Here is a 20,631-nt window from a genome sequence, read left to right as displayed (position 1 = left end):
CCCCGATCGGAACACCGACGAGTGGAGCTGAACGTATGACAAGTATCGATACATTCGGCGCCAAGGGCACCCTCGAGGTCGGAAGCAACTCCTACGAGATCTTCCGCCTCTCGGCCGTGCCCGGCACCGAGAAGCTGCCCTACGCCCTGAAGGTCCTGGCGGAGAACCTGCTCCGCACCGAGGACGGCGCCAACATCACCGCCGACCACATCCGCGCCATCGCCAACTGGGATCCGTCGGCGGAGCCGAGTATCGAGATCCAGTTCACCCCCGCCCGCGTGATCATGCAGGACTTCACCGGCGTGCCCTGCGTGGTCGACCTGGCCACCATGCGTGAGGCCGTCACCGCGCTCGGTGGCGACCCGAACAAGGTCAACCCGCTCTCCCCGGCCGACATGGTCATCGACCACTCGGTCATCCTCGACGTCTTCGGCCGCGCCGACGCCCTCGAGCGCAACGTCGACCTCGAGTACCAGCGCAACGGCGAGCGCTACCAGTTCCTGCGCTGGGGCCAGGGCGCGTTCGACGACTTCAAGGTCGTCCCCCCGGGCACCGGCATCGTGCACCAGGTCAACATCGAATACCTGGCCCCGACCGTCATGACCCGCAACGGCCAGGCCTACCCGGACACCTGCGTAGGCACCGACTCGCACACCACGATGGTCAACGGCCTGGGCGTGCTGGGCTGGGGCGTCGGCGGTATCGAGGCCGAGGCCGCGATGCTGGGCCAGCCGGTCTCGATGCTCATCCCGCGCGTGGTCGGCTTCAAGCTGAGCGGCGAGATCCAGCCGGGCGTCACCGCCACCGACGTCGTGCTCACCGTGACCGAGATGCTGCGCAAGCACGGTGTGGTCGGCAAGTTCGTCGAGTTCTACGGCGCGGGCGTCGCCGAGGTGCCGCTGGCCAACCGCGCCACCCTGGGCAACATGAGCCCCGAATTCGGCTCCACCGCGGCGATCTTCCCGATCGACGAGGAGACCATCAACTACCTGCGTCTGACCGGCCGCTCCGACGAGCAGCTGGCCCTGGTCGAGGCCTACGCCAAAGAACAGGGCATGTGGCACGACGCCGCGCACGAGCCCGCCTACTCGGAGTACCTCGAGCTCGACCTGAGTACCGTGGTGCCCTCGATCGCCGGTCCGAAGCGCCCGCAGGACCGCATCCTGCTCAGCGAGTCGAAGGCGGCGTTCCGCTCCGACATCACCGACTACGTCACCGGTGACTACACCGCGCTCGACGAGGGCGTCGAGGAGACCTTCCCCGCCTCGGATCCGGTCTCGGTGTCGGCCGGCGTGGGCGCGGAGAGCTACACACCGGCCCACTCGGCGGCCAACGGCGCCGAGGGGCGTCCGTCCAAGCCGGTCAAGGTGGTTTCCGAGGATCGCGGCGAGTTCATCCTCGATCACGGCGCTGTCGTGGTCGCGGGTATCACCTCCTGCACCAACACCTCCAACCCGTCGGTCATGATCGGCGCGGCGCTGCTGGCTCGCAACGCGGTGGAGAAGGGCCTGTCCAGCAAGCCGTGGGTCAAGACCAACATGGCCCCGGGTTCGCAGGTCGTCTCCGACTACTACGAGAAGGCCGGTCTGTGGCCCTACCTGGAGAAGCTGGGCTTCTACCTGGGTGGCTACGGCTGCACCACCTGCATCGGCAACACCGGCCCGCTGCCGGAGGAGATCTCCAAGGCCGTCAACGACAACGACCTGTCGGTGACCGCGGTGCTGTCCGGCAACCGCAACTTCGAGGGCCGCATCTCCCCCGACGTGAAGATGAACTACCTGGCCTCGCCGCCGCTGGTCATCGCCTACGCGCTCGCGGGCACGATGGACTTCGACTTCGAGAAGGACGCGCTGGGTCAGGACACCGACGGCAAGGACGTGTTCCTGCGCGACATCTGGCCCTCGGCCCAGGAGATCGACGACACCATCAAGTCGGCGATCAGCCAGGACATGTTCCGCAAGTCCTACGCCGACGTCTTCAAGGGCGACGAGCGCTGGCGCAACCTCGACACTCCGTCCGGTGACACCTTCGCCTGGGACGAGAACTCCACCTACGTCCGCAAGGCGCCGTACTTCGACGGGATGGAACTCGAGCCGGCCCCGGTCGAGGACATCAAGGGCGCCCGCGTGCTGGCCCTGCTGGGTGATTCGGTCACCACCGACCACATCTCCCCGGCCGGTCCGATCAAGCCGGGCACCCCGGCCGCGCAGTACCTCGACTCGCACGGCGTCCAGCGCAAGGACTACAACTCCCTGGGCTCGCGGCGCGGTAACCACGAGGTCATGATCCGTGGCACCTTCGCCAACATCCGGCTGCGCAACCAGCTGCTCGACGACGTCTCGGGTGGTTACACCCGCGACTTCACCCAGGAGGGCGGCCCGCAGGCGTTCATCTACGACGCCTCGCAGAACTACCAGAAGGCCGGCATTCCGCTGGTCGTGCTGGGCGGTAAGGAGTACGGCTCGGGTTCCTCGCGCGACTGGGCGGCCAAGGGCACCCGTCTGCTGGGCGTCAAGGCCGTCATCACCGAGTCGTTCGAGCGCATCCACCGCTCCAACCTGATCGGCATGGGCGTGATCCCGCTGCAGTTCCCGGCGGGTGAGTCGGCCGCGTCGCTGGGCCTGGACGGCACCGAGGTGTTCGACATCGAGGGCATCACCAAGCTCAACGAGGGCACCACGCCGAAGACCCTGAAGGTCACCGCGACCAAGGAGAACGGCGAGAAGGTCACCTTCGACGCGGTCGTGCGCATCGACACCCCCGGTGAAGCCGACTACTACCGCAACGGCGGCATCCTGCAGTTCGTGCTGCGCAACATGATTCGCGGCTGATATCCCGTATCCGCGCTACGTCGTGCCGCGCCCGGCGTCCGTTCGGCTCGCCGGGCCGGCACGAACAGCGTTGCGCCGCTGCAGGATCTACGCGTTCATGCTCGTACTGTGAGAACCCCCGCGCCGGATCGTCCCGGCGCGGGGGTCCGTGCATTCCCCGCTGGAGGAGCCCATGCCCAAGGTCAGTGACGATCACCTCGCCGCCCGGCGCAGCCAGATTCTGGACGGGGCGCGGCGGTGTTTCGCCGAATTCGGGTACGAGGGTGCGACCGTCCGCCGCCTGGAAGAGGCGATCGGGCTGTCCCGCGGCGCGATCTTCCATCATTTCCGGGACAAGGACGCCCTGTTCCTGGCACTGGCCCAGGAGGATGCCGAACGGATGGCCGAGGTCGCGGCCAACGAGGGCATCGTGCAGGTCATGCGGGAGATGCTCGACAATCCCGCGCAGTACAACTGGCTGGGCACCCGCCTCGAGATCGCCCGGCGACTGCGCACCGATCCCGAATTCGCCGCCGGCTGGACCCAGCGTTCGGCCGAGCTGACCGCGGCCACCCTGGCCCGCCTCGAACGCCGCAAGGCGGCCGGCGCGCTGCGCGACGACGTTCCCACCGACGTGCTGCTCGGCTATCTCGATCTCGTCCTCGACGGCCTCATCGCCCGCATCGCCTCCGGTCATGTCAACGAAAACCTCACGGCCGTACTCGATCTCGTGGAGGCGTCGGTTCGCCGCCGGGAGTGAACCGGCCGCGACAACCGTCCGTGCCCGGGCCGGATTCGCCGTACCATGTGCTGATGATCATGGGGCGGGGACGACGACACGGATTGGCCGGCGGTGCGCCGCGTACCTCGTTGCGGCGCGCGGCGGCCCTGCTGTCGATCGCCGTGCTGGCCGCGGCGTGCGGCGGTGGCGCCTCACCGCAGGATCCGTATCTCTGGCTCGAAGAACTCGACAGTCCGCGCGTGCAGGCGTGGGTCGGCGAACAGAACCGCCGGACCCTCGACGTGCTCGAACACGATCCGCGCTACGCCGACAATCTCGTGCAGGCGACGGCGCTGGCGAAGACATCCGACCGGATCCCGATGCCACGCTTCGAGGACGGCACCGTCGAGAACTTCTGGCAGGACGGTGACCACAAACGCGGCATCTGGCGCGAGACGACAACCGCCGATTACGAAGCGCCGCAACCGGCCTGGACCACCCTGCTCGACCTCGACGAGCTGTCACGAGCCGAGGGGAAGAACTGGGTCTGGCGAGGCGCCGACTGCGATCCGGTCACCCATCGCCGGTGCCTGATCAGTCTGTCCGACGGCGGTGAGGACGCCGTGTCGGTCCGCGAATTCGACCGGGGCACACGGCAGTTCGTGCCGGGCGGATTCGTGGTGCCGCGAGGCAAGGTGGACCTCACGTTCAGCGACGAGAATACGGTGCTGATCGCCCGGGAATGGCAGCCGGGCGAGACGACGGCCTCCGGATACCCGTATATCGTCCGGCAGTGGCGCCGCGGCCAATCCCTGGACGCCGCAACCGAACTCGCGCGGGGCGAGCGGACCGATCAGCTGTCGACCGCGCCGGTCGTGCTGGACAACGGCGCCGGCCGCCGGCTCGATCTCGTCGTACGCGGGCGCACCTTCTTCGAACACGACGTCGACCTGCTCACCGCGACCGGCCCGGTACCGACCGCGCTCCCGGCGAAGTCGGACCTCGCGGGTTTCGTCGGCAATCACATCCTGGTGTCGCTACGGCAGGACTGGGCGGTCGGCGCGACGACCTATCCGTCGGGTGCGCTGGTGTCGGTGGATGCCGACCGGCTGATCGCCGATCCGGCCCGGCCGCAGGTGACACCGGTCTATGTTCCGGGTCCGTCGGAGAGTCTGAGTGGTGTGCAGACCACGCGCGACCACGCGGTGGTCACCTCGCTGAACGACGTGCGCGGTCGCGCCACCGTCTACACGCCACGTCCGGACGGGAGCTGGTCGCCGACTCCGGTGCCGTTGCCCGACAACGCGACCGTCGACACCGTCACCGCCGATCCGACGGGCGATCGCGCCTATCTCTCGGTGACCTCGTTCCTCGTGCCGACCACGCTGTGGAGTGTGGACACCGCCGCCGGCACGGCCCGGCAGGTGAAAAGCACACCGCCGCAGTTCGATTCGTCGCGCTACGTGGTCGAGCAGCGCAAGGCGACCTCGGCCGACGGCACGGCCGTGCCGTATTTCGTGGTCCACGCCGCCGCTATGGCGTTCGACGGCTCGAACCCCACCCTGATGTACGCCTACGGTGGTTTCGGCGTGTCGCAGACTCCGTCCTATCAGGGACTGCTCGGCCGGCTCTGGCTCGATCACGGCGGTGTCTTCGTCCTGGCGAACATCCGCGGCGGCGGTGAGTTCGGGCCCGCCTGGCACGAGGCCGCGCGCACGACCGGCCGGCAGCGGGCGTTCGACGATTTCGCGGCCGTCGGCAAGGATCTGGTAGCCCGCGGCGTGACCAGCGCGCGGCGGCTCGGCATCCAGGGCGGCTCCAACGGCGGCCTGCTCACGGGTGTCGAATTCGTCCAGCATCCGGAGATGTGGAACGCCGTCGACATCCAGGTACCGCTGCTGGACATGATGCGCTACGAGAAGATCGCCGCGGGCGCCTCCTGGGTCGACGAGTACGGCAGCGTCGACGATCCCACTCAGCGGGCGTTTCTCGAATCCATCTCGCCGTACGGGCAATTGCGACGCGGCGCGCACTATCCGGAACCGTTCGTCTGGACCACGACCAAGGATGACCGGGTGGGCCCGCAGCACGCCCGCAAATTCGCCGCGCGGCTGGCCGAATTCGGCGATCCGTATCTGTTCTACGAGGCGGGCGAGGGCGGCCACGGTGCGGGCGCCGACCGCGAGGAGCAGGCCCACACCAGCGCGCTCGAGTACACGTATCTGATGCGGCGACTCATGTAGCCGCCGCCCGGACGGTGACCGATCCCACGCTCGATCCGGAAATACCGGGAACACGGCACCCGTTCGCCTCGGATATGACCTTCTCTGTGCCCGTCACCGTCCGCGGTTACGAACTCGACGTCAACGGCCATCTCAACCAGGCCGTATACCACCAGTACGCCGAGCACGCCCGCTGGGAGGTGCTGCGCGCGGCCGGTCTGGTCCCGGACAAGATGCGGCTGTCCGGACTCGGTCCGGTGGTTCTGGAATCCACCGTCAAGTATCGGCGGGAGCTGCATCTGGGCGACGAGATCACCGTGACCTGCGAATGCCGCTGGGGCGAGGGCAAGGCGTTCTGGATGGACCAGCAGATCCGCAAATTGGACGGGACCGTCTCCGCGGAATTCTCCGTCGTGCTCGGGCTGATGGATCTGGACGCGCGCAAACTCGTGTCGAACCCGGGTAAACGCTTCCTCGAGCTTGCCGAATCCCCCGATGTGCTCGGCCTGTGACCCGTTGACAGCTCAACCGAATCGCTTTCGGCGATAGTGTTTTCCGCGCCCGGGCCAGGGCACCGAGTTTGCACCGGAAATCTTTCGTTGCGAACCGGCCCGGCACCGCGGCGGGCTATGATCCAGATCACGCTCGACTTCCGGGGCAAATTGCGAGCAGATCGGAGTCCAGCCCATGAACGATGCCCGCCGCCAGGTACCCGAACGCACCCGGCCGCGCCCGCTACCCCGTCACCCGGCGCCACCGCTGTCCGGTCGCCTGGTCGCCGAATCTCGCGACACCATCAGCGTCCGCGTCGCCGAGGGAATCTGGACTCTCCGTCGCGACGACGTCCTCCGGCTGCGCGACGGATCCCCGGACGCCGGCACCGGCGCCGCGGAACGCCCCGTGCTCGTCTGGATACGGCCCGGCGCCACAGCCGATTTCACGCAGCGGCGCCGCATTCAGCTCACCGAACGCCCGCTGACGCTACCGCCTCGTCCCAGCCCCGCCGTCGGTGACGATCTGCTGGCCCGGCTGACCGACCAGTGGGCCCGGCGGCTCGACGTCGCGCCCGCCCCGGGAGCCGCCGGTGCGACGGTGAGCTACAGCCAGACTCGCAGCGGCGGTGGCAGCGACGACGGCACCGCCTGCGACAGCCTGGACTGAGGGGCCGTTCGATGAGTGCCCGGTCGCCGGGTGCCGTGCTGATCGTCGCGGAGACCGGCGATCTGCACGCCGACGCGATGGCCTCGATGCTGCGGAATATGTACCGGCTCAGTCCGATTCGTCTGGATATGCGCGATTTTCCGCGCGAATGCGGCAGTTTCCGGCTCGACCGGGCCGGCGCCGCTCGCTCGATGTCGCATATCGCCGGTCTCGACGACGTGACTGCCGTCTGGTGGCGCCGGCCCCGCCCGTGCCAGGTGCCCGGCGGTTTCCTGGACGGCGACGACGATTTCCGGCAGGCCGAATGCGACGGGTTCCTGCAGGGCCTGCTCTGGTCGATACCGGCGGTCTGGGTCAACGATCCCGGCGCCGACCGCACCGCCACCCGCAAGATCGTGCAACTCGACACGGCCCGGCGCAGCGGTTTCGCGATCCCGGAAACGTTGATCACCAACGATCCCGACGAGGCCCGTAGTTTCGTCGATTCCCGCGGCGGGTCGGTGATCTACAAGCGGACCGGCACCGGCCGCTCCGAATTCTCCGAAACCCGCATCGTGAGCAGCGAGGATCTCGGCCGGTTCGACACCATCCGCTCGGCGCCGACCACCTTCCAGGACTATGTCGAAGCCGAATGCGATCTGCGGGTGGTGTGGATCGACGGCGTCGAATGGGCGGTGCGGATCGACTCGCAATCCGGTGTGGGATGGGTGGATTCGCGCCTGGACACCTCGGTGGCCTTCACGCCCGAGCGGCTGCCGGCCTCGGTGAGCAAGTCGCTGACCACGCTGATGGGTGCGCTCGGACTGGTCTTCGGCGTGCTCGACATCAGACTCGGACTCGACGGCGAGTATTACTTTCTCGAGGTGAATCCGCAGGGGCAGTTCGCGTACCTGGAGATCAAGACGGGGCTGCCGATCTTCGCCAGTCTCGCTCAGTTCCTCGTCCACGGTGAGGCGATGGTCTCCGGCTGAGCCGGTGTCACGGCCGGTCCAGTTCGGCCAGTAGCAGCCGCGCGATCCGGTCCAGTTCGGCCCGGTCGCGCACCGACAACCCGGACAGCAGACGGGTCTCGTTTTCGGTGTGCGCAGTCACGACCTCGTCGACGCGGGCGCGACCGGCCTCGGTCAGCGCGACCCGGACCGCGCGGCGGTCGGCGGGATCGGCGATACGGCGCACCAGTCCGGCCGATTCCAGGCGGTCCAGGCGGCCCGTCATGCCGGCGCGCGACAACATCAGGGTGTCGGCCAGGACCGACGGGGTGAGTTCGAACGGTGCACCCGAACGACGAAGTGCCGCAAGCACATCGAACTCACCGCGCTGCAGCCCGTGCGCGGTGAACACCGCGTCGATCGCGCGCTCGGCGAGGACGTACAGGCGGCCGAGGCGGCCGAGCACCGCCATCGCCGCGAGATCCAGGTCGGGGCGCTCACGCTCCCACTGCGCCACGATCGCATCCACCGCATCGGTCTGTCGTCCAGCCATGGACACATACTATTCGACGGGATATAGTTCGGTAGCGAACTATCCGATAGCGAATTACTTTGGGAGATCCGATGACCACCGCACCCCGCATTCCCGCCGCCGTCGTCCAGCCCGCCGAGGCCGAGGTGCGCGCGACCGACGCTGTGACCATGCGGCTGCTGCTGGATTCCGACCGCACCGGCGGCAGCGTCAGCACGCTCGAGGTCACGATGGCCCCCGGCGCCGACGGGGCGACTCCGCACTACCACACGCTGTCCGACGAGCTGTTCTACGTCGCCGAGGGCGAATTGCAGGTGCTCGCGGGCGAGCAGATCACGACGGTCGCCGCGGGTGGCGCGATCACGGTGCCGCGGTTCATGCCGCACGCCTTCGGCGCCGCCCCCGGTTCACCGGCGCGGATCCTGATCGCGCTGACCCCGGCCGTGCAGCGCTTCGGCTACTTCCGGCTGCTCGAGCGAGTGGCCTCCGGGGAGGCCACCCTCGCCGAACTCGCCGCCACCCAGGACGAATACGACAACCACTTCGTCGACGCGCCGCAGTGGTGGGCCGAACGCAACGCCCACCGCGCGTGACCTCCGGCGGAGCAGCAGAAGACGCCGACGACCGCGGAAGCCGATCGGCCGCTTCGGGCGAGTGGGCGGGTCAGGCCTTGCTGACCGCTTTGCGCCGGTTGGCACCACCACGACTGCGGAGTTGCACATGCGACTCCACGAGCACGTTGTGTATGAATCCGTACGAGCGGCCGGTCTCCCGCGCCAGCGAACGAATGCTGGCGCCCGCCTCGTATTGCTTCTTGAGCTGGGTCTGCAGCCGGTCGCGCGACTTGCCCGTGACGCGCGTGCCCTTACCCAACATCGACTTCCCCTGTGCGGGCCTGTCACTCATGGCTTCCTCCGGTCGCCGTGCAGCCTCATTCCAGGCTAGACACTCGATCCGCAGTGATCAACGCCTCACTGTGATGAAACTCACCGATTGCGAGGATCTTTCGGCGTGTCTCGGCGCGTCGCAGGAAGCATTCGCCACGCTCAGGCCAGCTGAATCAGCTCCAGGTAGTCCTGCGACCAGTGGTCCTCGGTGCCGTCGGGCAGCATGATCACCCGTTCCGGGTTCAGGGCCTCGGCCGCGCCCGGGTCGTGGGTGACCAGAACGACGGCGCCCGCGTAGCTGCGCAGCGCGTCGAGGACCTGTTCGCGCGAGACCGGATCGAGGTTGTTGGTGGGCTCGTCGAGCAGCAGCACGTTGGCCGCCGAGGACACCAGGCCGGCCAGCGCGAGCCGGGTCTTCTCACCGCCGGACAGGGTGCCGGCGGGCTGGTCGAGCTGCGGGCCGGTGAACATGAACGCCCCCAGCAGCCCGCGCAGGTCCTGCTCCCCCGCATCGGGTGCGGCGTGGCGGATGTTCTCCCAGACGGTGGCGTTGTCGTCGAGGGTGTCGTGCTCCTGCGCGAAATAGCCGATGCGCAGGCCGCGGCCCGGATCGATCTGCCCGGCGGTCAGCGGCTCGACCCCGGCGAGCAGACGCAGCATGGTCGTCTTGCCCGCGCCGTTGAGGCCGAGGATCACGACCCGGCTGCCCTTGTCGATGGCCAGGTTCACGCCGGTGAAGATCTCCAGCGACCCGTAGAGCTTGGTGAGGTTGGTGGCCATCAGCGGCGTCTTGCCGCAGGGAGCGGGTTCGGGGAACTTGATGCGGGCCACCTTGTCGGCCACGCGCACGTCGTCGAGTTCGGACAGCATGCGCTCGGCGCGCTTGACCATCTGGTGTGCCGCAGCGGCTTTCGTCGCCTTGGCACCGAGTTTGGCCGCCTGCTGCTTGAGCGCGGAGGCCTTCTTCTCCGCGTTGGCGCGCTCGCGGACCCGGCGCTGTTCGTCGGTGGCGCGGGCGTCGAGATATTTCTTCCAGCCCATGTTGTAGATGTCGGCCTCACCACGCACGGCGTCGAGGAACCACACCTTGTTCACCACGTCGGCGAGCAGATCGACGTCGTGGGAGATGACGATCAGGCCACCGTCGTGGTTCTGCAGGAAGCCCCGCAGCCAGGTGATGGAGTCGGCGTCGAGGTGGTTGGTGGGCTCGTCGAGCAGCAGCGTCGTATCGGATTTGCCGCCGGAGCCGTCGGAGGCGGAGAACAGGATGCGCGCCAGCTCGATGCGACGGCGCTGACCGCCCGATAGCGTGCGCAGGGCCTGGCCGAGCACCCGATCCGGCAGACCGAGGCTGTGGCAGATCCGGGCGGCCTCGCTCTCGGCGACGTAGCCGCCCAGTGCCGAGAATCGTTCCTCGAGCCGGCCGTACTTGCGCACCGCCTTCTCGCGTTCGGCGTCGTCGACGACCTCGGCCATCAGTGCCTGCTGCTTCTCCATATCGCGGATCAGCTTGTCGAGTCCCCGCGCCGAGAGCACGCGGTCGCGGGCCAGCACGTCGAGATTTCCCTCGCGCGGATCCTGCGGCAGATAGCCGATTTCGCCCGAGCGAATCACTTTGCCGGCGTAGGGTTCTCCCTCACCGGCCAGGATGCGCAGGGTGGTGGTCTTGCCCGCGCCGTTGCGGCCGACGAGACCGATCCGATCACCGGCCTGCACCCGCAGCGCCGACCCCGGCGCGGTGAGCAGGGTGCGGATTCCGGCCCGGACCTCCAGGTCGGTCGCGGTGATCACAACAGTCTCCTAGCACGGTAAGGGGGCAAACGGTTCGATTGTGCATCCCTCGGACACACCAGAACCACCCATTTTACCGGCCGTCGACGGTCACTCGGCCACCACCCGCAGCGTGCGCAAGCTCGGATCGGCCGGATCCGGCACATTCATCCCGTTCTCGACTCCGGATCGCAGGTAGTCCACGACCGCGGCGTCGACCAGTTCCCCGGGGCACGATCACCGGGATACCCGGTGGATACGGCGTGACCTGTTCGGCGGTGATGCGGCCGACGGCCTTCTCGAACGGCACCGTCTCCTCCGGGCCGAAGAAAGGCGTCACGGGGGTTCATCACCGATTCCAGCTGTAGTTCGCGCGGTGCGGGCACGTGGATGTCGGCGGGGCTCGGGCCGGAACCGCGGTACCGCACCCGGCACGCGGTCATGGCGCCGACCAGCGCGTCGACGGTGTCGGCGTCGTCGGCCATCGACAGCGTCGCCAGGATCCGGCGATGGTCGCTGTGCCCCATATCGATGCGGCGATGCTGGCGCAGCCAGTCGGCGACCTCGAAACCCGTTGCGCCGGTGCCCGATACGTCCATCAGCACCTGCATGCGATCGACGTCGTGGGAGGCCTGCGCGCCGAACGGTTCGTCCTCCATCACCGAGATGCCGGGAATGCGGTCGAGCCCGGTCAGGGCTCGTTCGGCCGCCCGGGCGCACCAGGTCACTGCCGGTCGGCGCCGCCGACCGAAAATTTTCCGACCGAGTCGGCGAGCCGCATACCGTGCCCGGTGCCGCGGCCGGTCGCGAGTACACCGTCGCGGACCTCGGGCACGCCGTCGACCAGCAGTGGCTCCAGCCGGGCGTGGTCGATGAACCATTCCACATGACGCAGATGCGCGAACGAGGACACGATCGGGGCGTGCAGCGAGGGCGCGCAGTGGGCGGAGATGTCCAGGCCGTGCGCGGCGGCGAGGGCAGCGCATTCCAGGAAGCCGCTGTAGCCGCCGCAGCGGGTCACATCGAGTTGCAGGCAGTCCACCGAGCCGATCAGCGCGGCCGCGTCGTAGTGGCGGTAGACGTATTCGCCGGCGGTCACATCACAGCGCAGTGCCGCCCGCAGCAACGCCAGCCCGGGCGGATCGTCGCTGGTGACGGGCTCCTCGAACCAGATCACGCGGTGCCGGTCGAGGTCGGCGCCGACCCGGCGGGCCAGAGCGGCGGAGTAAGCGCCGTTCGCGTCGACCATCAGGCGGGCGCGGTCACCGAGCAGCCCGGTCGCGAAAGACACCCGCTCGAGGTCCCGCTCGGTCCGCTCGCCACGATCCTCCCCGATCTTGATCTTGACGCACCGGCACCCCGCCGCTAGCCAGCCGTCGATCTGCTCACCCAGCTCATCGTCGGTGAGGGTGGTGAATCCGCCCGAGCCGTAGACCGGTGTCGCCGGGCGCACCCCGCCGAACAGCCGGGTCAGCGGCACGCCGAGCAGGCGCGCCTTCAGGTCCCACAGGGCGATGTCGACGGCGCTGAGCGCATGTGCGACGACGGCGGCGGTGCCCAGATTGCGGCAGGCGCGCTGCATCCGGATCCGGCAGTCGCCGATATCGAACGGCGAACGCCCGGCCAGGACCGGGGCGAGCACCTCGCGCACGATCGCCGCGGTGGCGCCGCCGCTGTAGGTCCACCCCAGCCCGGTCTGCCCGCCCGCGTCGATCTCGACGGTCACCGCGGTGGTCGCCTCCCATTCGAGGGTGCCGTCGGCCTCCGGCTCCGGCGTCGGAAACCGGTAGACCCCGACCCGGACCGACTCGTCGATGGTCGCCGCACTCATCCCTGGCCCTTCGCCGCCAGCGCCGCCGCCAGCAGTTCGACCGCGTGGCGCGGATCGGCGTCCGGTTGCAGCTGCCGGATCTGGGTCCGGCAGCTGAATCCGTCGGCGAGCACCACGGTGCCCGGATTGCGCTCGCGCACCGCCGGCATCAGCTTGTCCTCGGCACAGGCCACCGAGACGTCGTAGTGGCCGCGTTCGAAGCCGAAATTGCCTGCCAGACCGCAACATCCGGCATCGAGGACCTGCACGTCGGCGCCGGTCGAGGACAGCAGTTCGCGATCGGTGTCGTAATGCATGATCGCGTGATGGTGGCAGTGCGGCTGCACCATGGCCGCGGTGTCGACGTGCGGCGGGTTCCAGTCCGGCGCCCGCTCGGCCAGCAGTTCGGCGAGAGTGTAGGTCTGTTTCGACAGCCGCTCGGCGTCCTGGTCGCCGTAGAGCAGTTCGGGCAGATCGGCCCGGAACACGGCCGCGCAGCTGGGTTCGAGGACGACGATCGGCGTGCTGTCGCGCAACTGCGGCGCCAGCACCCGCAACGTGCGGCGCAGCACGCCTTTGGCGGTGGGCAGCTGGCCGGTGGAGATCCAGGTCAGACCGCAGCAGACGGTGCGCTCGGGCACGATCACGGAGAAGCCCGCGGCCTCGAGCACCGTCACCGCGGCTTCGGCGATTCCCGGTTCGAAATTGTTGGTGAAGGTATCGGGCCACAGCAGCACCGTGCCGCGCTCGCCGGTGGTGGAGCTCGTGTGGTTGCGGAAGGTGCGGGTGAACCGGCTGCGCGCGAAGCGGGGCATTTCCCGTTCCTGCGCGATGCCGCCCGCGGCCGAGACCAGGCGCCGCAGGCCCGGGGTGTGGGTCACGGCGTTGGCGAGCGGAGCCATCGAGGTGCCGAGCCGGGCCCACAGCGGAATCCAGCCCATAGAATAGTGGGCCATCGGCCGGACCCGGTGTTCGTAGTGGTGGGACAGGAATTCGGCCTTGTAGGTGGCCATGTCGACATCGACCGGGCAATCGCTGCGACATCCCTTGCACGCCAGGCACAGATCGAGCGCGTCGCGCACCTCGGTGGATCGCCAGCCGTCGGTGATCGCCTCGCCCTGCAGCATTTCGAAGAGCAGCCGGGCCCGCCCGCGGGTGGAATGCTCCTCCTCCCGCGTCGCGCGGTAGCTGGGGCACATCACCCCGCTGCTCTCGCCGCGGCATTTGCCGACACCCACGCAGCGTCCGGCCGCCTCGCTGAAGCGGTGGTCGTCGTCGGGAAAGGCGAAGTGCGTCACCGGTTCCCACGGCCGGTAGTCGCTCCCCTGGCGCAGATCCGAATCCAGTCGATGCGGCTGGACGATCTTGCCCGGATTCATCCGGTTGCGCGGATCGAACAGCGCCTTCACCTCACCGAAGGCGCGAACCACCTTGTCGCCGAACATGATCGGCAACAGTTCGGCGCGCGACTGGCCGTCGCCGTGCTCGCCGGACAGCGACCCGCCGTAGCGGCTCACCAGGCGCGCGGCCCGTTCGACGAAGCGCCGGTAGTGCGCGATCCCGTCAGCGGTGCGCAGGTCGAACGGGATGCGGGTGTGCACGCAGCCGTGACCGAAATGCCCGTAGAGCGAACTGGATTCGTATCCGAATTCCTCGAGCAGCGCGTCGAAGTCGCGCAGATAGTCGCCGAGCCGCTCGGGCGGGACCGCGGCATCCTCCCATCCCTCGTGCGTTTCCGGGCCGTCGGGCGGATAGGCGGTGGCGCCGAGTCCGGCCTCGCGGGCGGCCCACACCTCGGCCTCGCGGTCGGGATCGTCCAGGATGGTGGAGCTCGCGCCGGTGGCGCGTTCGAGATCGGCGATCATCTTCTTCGCCCGCGCGTCGGCCTGTTTCTGGTTGTCGCCGTCGAATTGCACCATCAGCCAAGCCTTCCCGTCGGGCAACTGGGAGATGGCCTTCGCCGCCAGATGCCGGCTGTGCTCCAGTTGGACCAGGCGATGGTCGAGGCCCTCGAGGGCGGCGGGGTCGTGCGGCAGGATGCGGGAGACCGCGTCGGCGGCGTGATAGACGTCGGGAAAGCCGAGCACGACCATCGCCTTGGCGGCCGGCACCCGGACCAGCTCGATCTCCGCGCGCAGCACGGTCACCAGTGTGCTTTCGCTGCCGACGAGGAACTTCGCGATATCGAATCCTCGCTCCGGCAGCAGCGCGTCCAGGTTGTATCCGGAGACCCTGCGGGGAATGTCCGGATACGCGGCGCGGATGTCGTCGGCGTAGCGGTCCCGGATCTCCCGCAGCCGGCGGACCAGCTCGTCGGCCTCCGGATTCGCGCCCGGGATCGGGTCCTCGGCACCCACCCAGGCCCGCAGCCCGTCATAGGTGAGGATCTCGAGCCGGCGCACGGAGTCGACCATTTTTCCGTAGGCCTGTGCCGTGGCACCGCACGAGTTGTTGCCGATCATTCCGCCGATCGTGCAACTGACATGAGTCGACGGCTTGGGGCCGACCATCAGCCCGGACGACTTCAACTGCTGATTGAGCGGATCGAGCGCTATCCCCGGTTCGACCACGGCGGTGCGCGTTTCAGGGTCGACGCCGAGCAGCCGGTGGCAGTACTTGGTCCAGTCGATCACGACCGCGGTATTGCAGCTCTGCCCGGCGAGGCTCGTGCCACCGCCACGGGAGAGTAAGGGGACGTCGTGGCCGCGGCAGATTCCGACCGCGATCGCGGCGGCATCCGGTGTGTGCGGAACAACCACGCCCAGTGGCAGGGCGCGATAGTTCGAGGCGTCGGTGGAATAGGTGGCGCGACTTCCGGAATCGAAACGGACCTCCCCGTCGACCGCCTCCTTCAGGGCGGTTTCGAGTGCCTGCAGCGGCCATCGGTCTCGATTCGAGCCGCGGTGCGGGCGGGCCGCGCGATCCGAAATCGCCATTCGTGCACCCCTGTCGTGGTCGGCCGGATGTGGTGCGGCCGCACCTCGCCGCGGGCGGCCGGACATCGCGCGAATACCCGGTCGACCGCAGGTCACACCCGACGAATCGGACACGATGGCAGGCGATCCCGGCCCGAATAACGGCGCGCGGCGCGGGTACGCCGCAGATGCGACGTCCCTGCCGCGGCCTTCGGCGGGGCGCCGGACAACCGCGCGAGAGAGGAGACCGAGTGAGCGCGCAGTCACCCGTAGTCGTCGTCACCGGAGCCAGCGCCGGAATCGGGCGCGCCGCCGCGCGGCGCTTCGCCGCCGACGGTGCCCGCGTGGCGCTGCTGGCCCGCGGGCGCGCCGGACTGGACGCCGCGGCGAAGGACGTGCAACGAGCCGGTGGTACGGCGTTGCCGATCCCGACCGACGTCGCCGACTTCGACGCCGTCGAGGCGGCCGCCGACCGCGTCGAAGAGCAGTGGGGTCCGATCGACGTGTGGGTGAATTCGGCGTTCACCTCGGTCTTCGCCCCCTTCACCGAGATCGAGCCGAAGGAGTATCGCCGCGTCACCGAGGTCACCTATCTCGGCTCGGTGCACGGGGTGATGGTGGCGCTGGCCCGGATGCGCCCGCGTAACCGCGGCACCATCGTGCAGGTCGGGTCGGCGCTCGGCGAGCGGGCGATTCCGTTGCAGTCGGCCTACTGCGGCGCCAAGCACGCGGTCAACGGATTTCTCGAGGCGGTGCGGGTGGAGCTGATGCACGAGCACAGTGACGTGCACGTGACGATCGTGCAGGCGCCGGCGGTCAACACACCCCAATTCTCCTGGGTGCGTTCGCGTTTGCCGAAGAAGCCGCAGCCTGTGCCGCCGATCTACCAGCCCGAGGTGGTGGCCGACACCATCGCCTTCGCGGCCGAGCATCCGGAACGCAAGCAGTATTGGGTGGGCGCGAGCACGGTCGGCACGGTCGTCGCGCAGCGGCTCGCGCCGGCGGTGCTGGACCGTTATCTGGCGCGCACCGGCTACGACTCGCAGCAGACCGACGCCGAGGAGACCGACCGGCCGGACAACCTGTGGCGCCCGCTCGACGACGAAGACGGCCACGACTTCGGCGCGCACGGTGATTTCGACGGCCGGGCCCACCGGCACAGCCCGCAGGCGTGGATGTCGCGCTGTGTCGAATCGGTGGCCGGTTCCGTCGCCCGGATGGCCCGGCACTGACCGCGAACGGGCCGGTCGGCCGCGGTTGAGTTCGACCGCCGCGGGTACCCGCCCGGCGACCAGGGCACGCAGGGCAATTCCCGTGGGATCGACCCGGACAGGACAGGAGAGGATATGGCGCAACAGGTTGCTGACTACGTCGTGGCCCGGCTCAACGAGTGGGGCGTGAAAGAGGTTTTCGCCTATCCCGGCGACGGAATCAATGGTCTCGTCGCGGCTTTCGGGCGCACCGACGACCGTCCGACGTTCGTTCAGGCCCGGCACGAGGAGATGGCGGCGTTCTCTGCCACCGGCTACGCCAAGTTCAGCGGGCACGTCGGTGTGTGCATGGCGACGTCCGGCCCGGGCGCGGTCCATCTGCTCAACGGCCTCTACGACGCCAAACTCGACCATGTGCCGGTGGTGGCGATCATCGGCCAGACCGCGCGCAGCGCGATGGGCGGCAGTTATCAGCAGGAGATCGACCTGCAGAGCCTGTACAAGGATGTGGCCTCCGAATATCTCGTCGAGGTCAATGTCGCCGAGCAGCTGCCCAACGCCCTCGACCGCGCCTTCCGCACGGCGTGGACCCGGCGCGCGCCCACCGCGGTGATCATTCCGGCGGATCTACAGGAGGAGAGCTACGAACCGCCGCAGCACGAATTCAAGCAGGTGCCGTCGAGCGCGCCCGCCGAGATGCATTCGGTGGTCGTGCCCGCCCGCGCGGAGATCGAGCGCGCCGCGGAGGTGATCAGCGCCGGTTCCAAGGTGGCGATCCTGGTCGGCCAGGGCGCCCGCTCGGCCGCGCGCGAGGTGACCGAACTCGCGGAGATCACCGGCGCCGGGGTGGCCAAGGCGCTGCTCGGTAAGGATGTGCTGCCCGACGACCTGCCGTTCGTCACCGGTGCGATCGGGTTGCTCGGCACCCGTCCCAGCTACGAGCTGATGCGCGACTGCGACACCCTGGTGATCGTCGGTTCCAACTTCCCCTACAGCCAGTTCCTGCCTGAGCTGGACCAGGCCCGGGCGGTGCAGATCGATATCGACGGCACCATGATCGGCATGCGGTATCCGACGGAGGTGAATCTGGTCGGTGACGCGAAAGCCACTCTGGCCGAGCTTGTTCCGCTGCTGAAGCCGGTGAGTGACCGGTCTTGGCGCGAAACCGTGGAGTCGAATGTGGCGCGGTGGTGGGAAACCGTCGAACGGCAGTCGACGCTGGCCGCGAAACCGGTCAACCCGATGCGCGTGGTCTGGGAACTGTCGCAACAGATTCCGGACAACACCATCGTCACGGCCGATTCCGGATCGTCGACCAACTGGTACGCGCGGTGCCTGAAGTTCCGCGGCAGCATGCGGGGGTCGCTGTCGGGCACGCTGGCCACCATGGGCCCCGGCGTGCCGTACGCGATCGGCGCCAAGTTCGCCCATCCGGACCGGCCGGTGGTCGCACTCGTCGGTGACGGCGCGATGCAGATGAACGGGCTGGCCGAGCTGATCACCATCGCGCGCTACGCCGAACGCTGGGACGACAAGCGACTGGTGGTGTGCGTCTTCCACAACAACGACCTCAACCAGGTGACCTGGGAACTGCGGTCCATGGGCGGTTCACCGAAATTCGAGGATTCCCAATCGCTTCCGGACATTTCGTACGCCGACGCGGCGCGCTGTTTCGGACTCGCGGCGATCGAGGTCGACGACCCGGAGCAACTGGCCGGGGCCTGGGAACGCGCCCTGTCCGCCGACCGCCCGACGCTGCTGGACGTGCGCTGTGATCCCGAGGTGCCGCCGATCCCGCCGCACGCCACCTGGGATCAGATGAAGGCGACTGCCGAAGCGGTGCTGCGTGGCGATCCGAACGCCTGGCATCTGGTCGCTCAGGGCATGAAAACGAAGGCACAGGAGTTCCTGCCGGGCGGTCGCTCCGACGACCGATGAGTTCGGCCGCGCTCGGACCTACTCGCGCGCGGCATCCCAATCGGTCAGCGAATGCCTGGCTTGCCGTAGCACGCACCGGAACCGCTCGCGGTCGGCGCCCGGTGCCACGCTGTCGAACAGGCAGGCCGCCACCGCCGCCACGACCGCGATGATCAGCAGAGTTGTCATAGCGGCCAGTCTGCGACGATCGGCCACGAAGCGACAGAGCCACTACCACATCACTGGCCCGGAAGCCGGGCGTCGGCCACGTGGCCGATGCCCGGCTTCCGCTGCGCAACCGGCACGCCGGTAGGTATCATCGGCCCCCGTACCTCAGATTATGGTTCGGTCCAACGCTTTTGGCTTCACGACGGTGGCCGCTGCCGCCGTCGTCGTCCACCACGACCGTTTGGAGTTGTCTTCTGTGACCACGCCGCATTCGCTGGAATCGTCGTCGAACAGGTGCCCCGTGGCACACAATTCACCGATCGCCCCGGATGGACCGCGTGTTCCCATCTACACCGAGGAATTCGCCGCCGACCCGCGCGGCGGATACGACCGAATGCGCGGCCACCACCGCTCCTTCGCTCCGATCGAGCTCGCCCCCGGAGTGCCGGCCACACTGGTGATCGGCTATCAGGCCGCCGTCGGCATACTCAACGATCCCGAGCATTTCCCGGCCGACCCGCGTACCTGGCAGCGCACCGTACCGGCCGACAGCCCGATTCTGCCGATGCTCGAGTGGCGCCCGAATGCGTTGCGCAATACGGGTCCCGAGCATGCGCGTTTTCGCGCCGCCAACGTCGCCGCCATCGATGGGGTGGATCTGCACACGGTGCACACGGTCGTCGAGCAGATCGCGATGCCGCTGATCAACTCCTTCAGCGCCGACGGCCACGCCGATCTGCTCACCCAGTACATCCATCCGCTGGTGTCGGCCAACCTGAACACGATGCTGGGCATCGAACCGGATATCGCCAAGCGGGTGGCGGCCGGGATGGCCGCCATCTTCGACGCAACCGGCGACGCGGCCGCGGGCAACCGGATGCTGGCCGCCGCACTGCAGGAACATACCGATCGCAAGCGCGCCTACCCGGGCGACGACATCACCTCGCGGCTGATCGCACACGACAGCGGTCTCGACGACGAGGAGGTCATCAACCAGCTGGTCAGCCTGTTCGGCGCCGGGATCGAACCGCAGGTGCATCTGGTCGCCAACGCCCTGCTGCTGATGATGACCGACGAACGGTTCTCCGGAAGCCTGCTCGGTGGCGCCCTGACCACCCGCGACGCGCTGGACTGGGTGTTGTTCAACAATCCCCCCCTGGTGAACTACTGCGCGAGCTATCCGCGGCAGCCGATGCTCGTCGAGGACGTGTGGCTGCCCGCGCATCAGCCGGTGCTGATCGGCATCGCGGCCTGCAACAACGATCCGCAGGTGCGCGAGGGCGACCGCAACGGGAACCGCTCCCATCTGTCGTGGGGCGCCGGGCCGCACGCCTGCCCGGCCCGGCAGATCGGCTATCTGGTCGCCCAGGACGCCGTCGACCAGCTCCTGGACGCGCTGCCGGATATCGAGCTGGCCGTGCCGGTGAGCGAACTTCGCTGGCGCCCAGGACCTTTCCACCGTGCCCTGACCGCCCTACCGGTCACCTTCCCGCCCTCGCCGCCATTGCGCGGCGCGCTCGGCTAGCGGGCCCACGACGGCGGAGCGGCGATCCGCTGCCGGGCGCACGAGCCGCGCGC

At 68.6% G+C, this 20,631-nt stretch carries 16 protein-coding genes and 1 pseudogene; 10 read left to right on the top strand and 7 right to left on the bottom strand.

Annotation, left to right across the window (positions count from 1 at the left end; all coding sequences use genetic code 11):
- Positions 1-35: 35 nt before the first annotated feature.
- The 6 genes from acnA (at position 36) to NE2_RS19110 (ending at position 7,885) form a co-directional block, all read left to right on the top strand.
- On the top strand, positions 36-2,831 hold the full coding sequence (gene acnA, locus NE2_RS19135) for an aconitate hydratase AcnA (RefSeq protein WP_063028035.1): 2,796 nt from the start codon (positions 36-38) through the stop codon (positions 2,829-2,831).
- A gap of 172 nt (positions 2,832-3,003) precedes the next feature.
- Positions 3,004-3,570 (top strand): TetR/AcrR family transcriptional regulator, encoded by a 567-nt coding sequence (locus NE2_RS19130; protein ID WP_030514537.1) that lies wholly within the window; start codon positions 3,004-3,006, stop codon positions 3,568-3,570.
- 53 nt (positions 3,571-3,623) lie between these two features.
- Positions 3,624-5,774 carry a prolyl oligopeptidase family serine peptidase gene (locus NE2_RS19125; protein WP_228817434.1) on the top strand — a complete coding sequence of 717 codons (2,151 nt, stop codon included), beginning with the start codon at positions 3,624-3,626 and terminating at the stop codon, positions 5,772-5,774.
- 86 nt (positions 5,775-5,860) lie between these two features.
- Entirely contained in the window at positions 5,861-6,265 is a 405-nt protein-coding gene (locus tag NE2_RS19120; protein ID WP_227462786.1) for an acyl-CoA thioesterase, read from the top strand.
- A gap of 175 nt (positions 6,266-6,440) precedes the next feature.
- Positions 6,441-6,914 (top strand): hypothetical protein, encoded by a 474-nt coding sequence (locus NE2_RS19115; protein ID WP_228817436.1) that lies wholly within the window; start codon positions 6,441-6,443, stop codon positions 6,912-6,914.
- Between the two features lie 11 nt (positions 6,915-6,925).
- Entirely contained in the window at positions 6,926-7,885 is a 960-nt protein-coding gene (locus NE2_RS19110; RefSeq protein ID WP_063028033.1) for an MvdC/MvdD family ATP grasp protein, read from the top strand.
- A gap of 7 nt (positions 7,886-7,892) precedes the next feature.
- On the opposite strand, the gene NE2_RS19105 is transcribed toward NE2_RS19110, so the two are convergent.
- Complete coding sequence (locus tag NE2_RS19105; protein ID WP_174553958.1) at positions 7,893-8,396, bottom strand: MarR family winged helix-turn-helix transcriptional regulator; 504 nt, start codon at positions 8,394-8,396, stop codon at positions 7,893-7,895.
- A 71-nt stretch (positions 8,397-8,467) separates the two neighbouring features.
- Between NE2_RS19105 and NE2_RS19100 the strand changes: the two genes are divergently transcribed.
- Positions 8,468-8,968: a cupin domain-containing protein gene (locus tag NE2_RS19100; protein ID WP_030514543.1), complete on the top strand. Its 501-nt coding sequence runs from the start codon at positions 8,468-8,470 to the stop codon at positions 8,966-8,968.
- A 70-nt stretch (positions 8,969-9,038) separates the two neighbouring features.
- On the opposite strand, the gene NE2_RS19095 is transcribed toward NE2_RS19100, so the two are convergent.
- The 5 genes and pseudogenes from NE2_RS19095 to NE2_RS19075 all read right to left on the bottom strand — a co-directional run bounded on the left by NE2_RS19095 (position 9,039) and on the right by NE2_RS19075 (position 15,778).
- Positions 9,039-9,281: a helix-turn-helix domain-containing protein gene (locus NE2_RS19095; protein WP_051042699.1), complete on the bottom strand. Its 243-nt coding sequence runs from the start codon at positions 9,279-9,281 to the stop codon at positions 9,039-9,041.
- Between the two features lie 140 nt (positions 9,282-9,421).
- Positions 9,422-11,053 carry an ABC-F family ATP-binding cassette domain-containing protein gene (locus tag NE2_RS19090; RefSeq protein ID WP_063028031.1) on the bottom strand — a complete coding sequence of 544 codons (1,632 nt, stop codon included), beginning with the start codon at positions 11,051-11,053 and terminating at the stop codon, positions 9,422-9,424.
- Between the two features lie 90 nt (positions 11,054-11,143).
- A pseudogene (locus NE2_RS36590) lies at positions 11,144-11,718 on the bottom strand (Orn/Lys/Arg family decarboxylase); the annotation flags it as partial.
- A 38-nt stretch (positions 11,719-11,756) separates the two neighbouring features.
- Positions 11,757-12,863: an enolase C-terminal domain-like protein gene (locus NE2_RS19080; RefSeq protein ID WP_063028027.1), complete on the bottom strand. Its 1,107-nt coding sequence runs from the start codon at positions 12,861-12,863 to the stop codon at positions 11,757-11,759.
- A complete protein-coding gene (locus NE2_RS19075) occupies positions 12,860-15,778 on the bottom strand; it encodes an FAD-binding and (Fe-S)-binding domain-containing protein (RefSeq protein ID WP_084494165.1) in 2,919 nt (972 codons plus the stop codon). The genes NE2_RS19080 and NE2_RS19075 overlap by 4 nt, the downstream gene beginning before the upstream one ends.
- A 230-nt stretch (positions 15,779-16,008) precedes the next feature.
- Between NE2_RS19075 and NE2_RS19070 the strand changes: the two genes are divergently transcribed.
- Both NE2_RS19070 and NE2_RS19065 read left to right on the top strand, forming a co-directional pair.
- The gene (locus tag NE2_RS19070) at positions 16,009-16,989 is read left to right on the top strand and encodes an SDR family oxidoreductase (RefSeq protein WP_063028025.1); all 981 of its coding nucleotides are present in this window, start codon (positions 16,009-16,011) and stop codon (positions 16,987-16,989) included.
- A 114-nt stretch (positions 16,990-17,103) separates the two neighbouring features.
- Positions 17,104-18,906 (top strand): thiamine pyrophosphate-requiring protein, encoded by a 1,803-nt coding sequence (locus NE2_RS19065; protein ID WP_063028023.1) that lies wholly within the window; start codon positions 17,104-17,106, stop codon positions 18,904-18,906.
- Positions 18,907-18,924: 18 nt separating this feature from the next.
- On the opposite strand, the gene NE2_RS35770 is transcribed toward NE2_RS19065, so the two are convergent.
- Positions 18,925-19,074, bottom strand: coding sequence for a hypothetical protein (locus NE2_RS35770; protein ID WP_157110946.1), 150 nt, complete (start codon positions 19,072-19,074; stop codon positions 18,925-18,927).
- A 280-nt stretch (positions 19,075-19,354) separates the two neighbouring features.
- Between NE2_RS35770 and NE2_RS19060 the strand changes: the two genes are divergently transcribed.
- Entirely contained in the window at positions 19,355-20,578 is a 1,224-nt protein-coding gene (locus NE2_RS19060) for a cytochrome P450 family protein (RefSeq protein WP_245931469.1), read from the top strand.
- Positions 20,579-20,631 lie beyond the last annotated feature (53 nt).

Origin of the sequence: Nocardia elegans NBRC 108235, from assembly GCF_001612845.1 — a bacterium.
Taxonomy (GTDB): Bacteria; Actinomycetota; Actinomycetes; order Mycobacteriales; family Mycobacteriaceae; genus Nocardia; species Nocardia nova.
The sequence above is the reverse complement of the archived record's forward strand: the minus strand, read 5'-3'. Positions and strand labels throughout refer to the sequence as shown.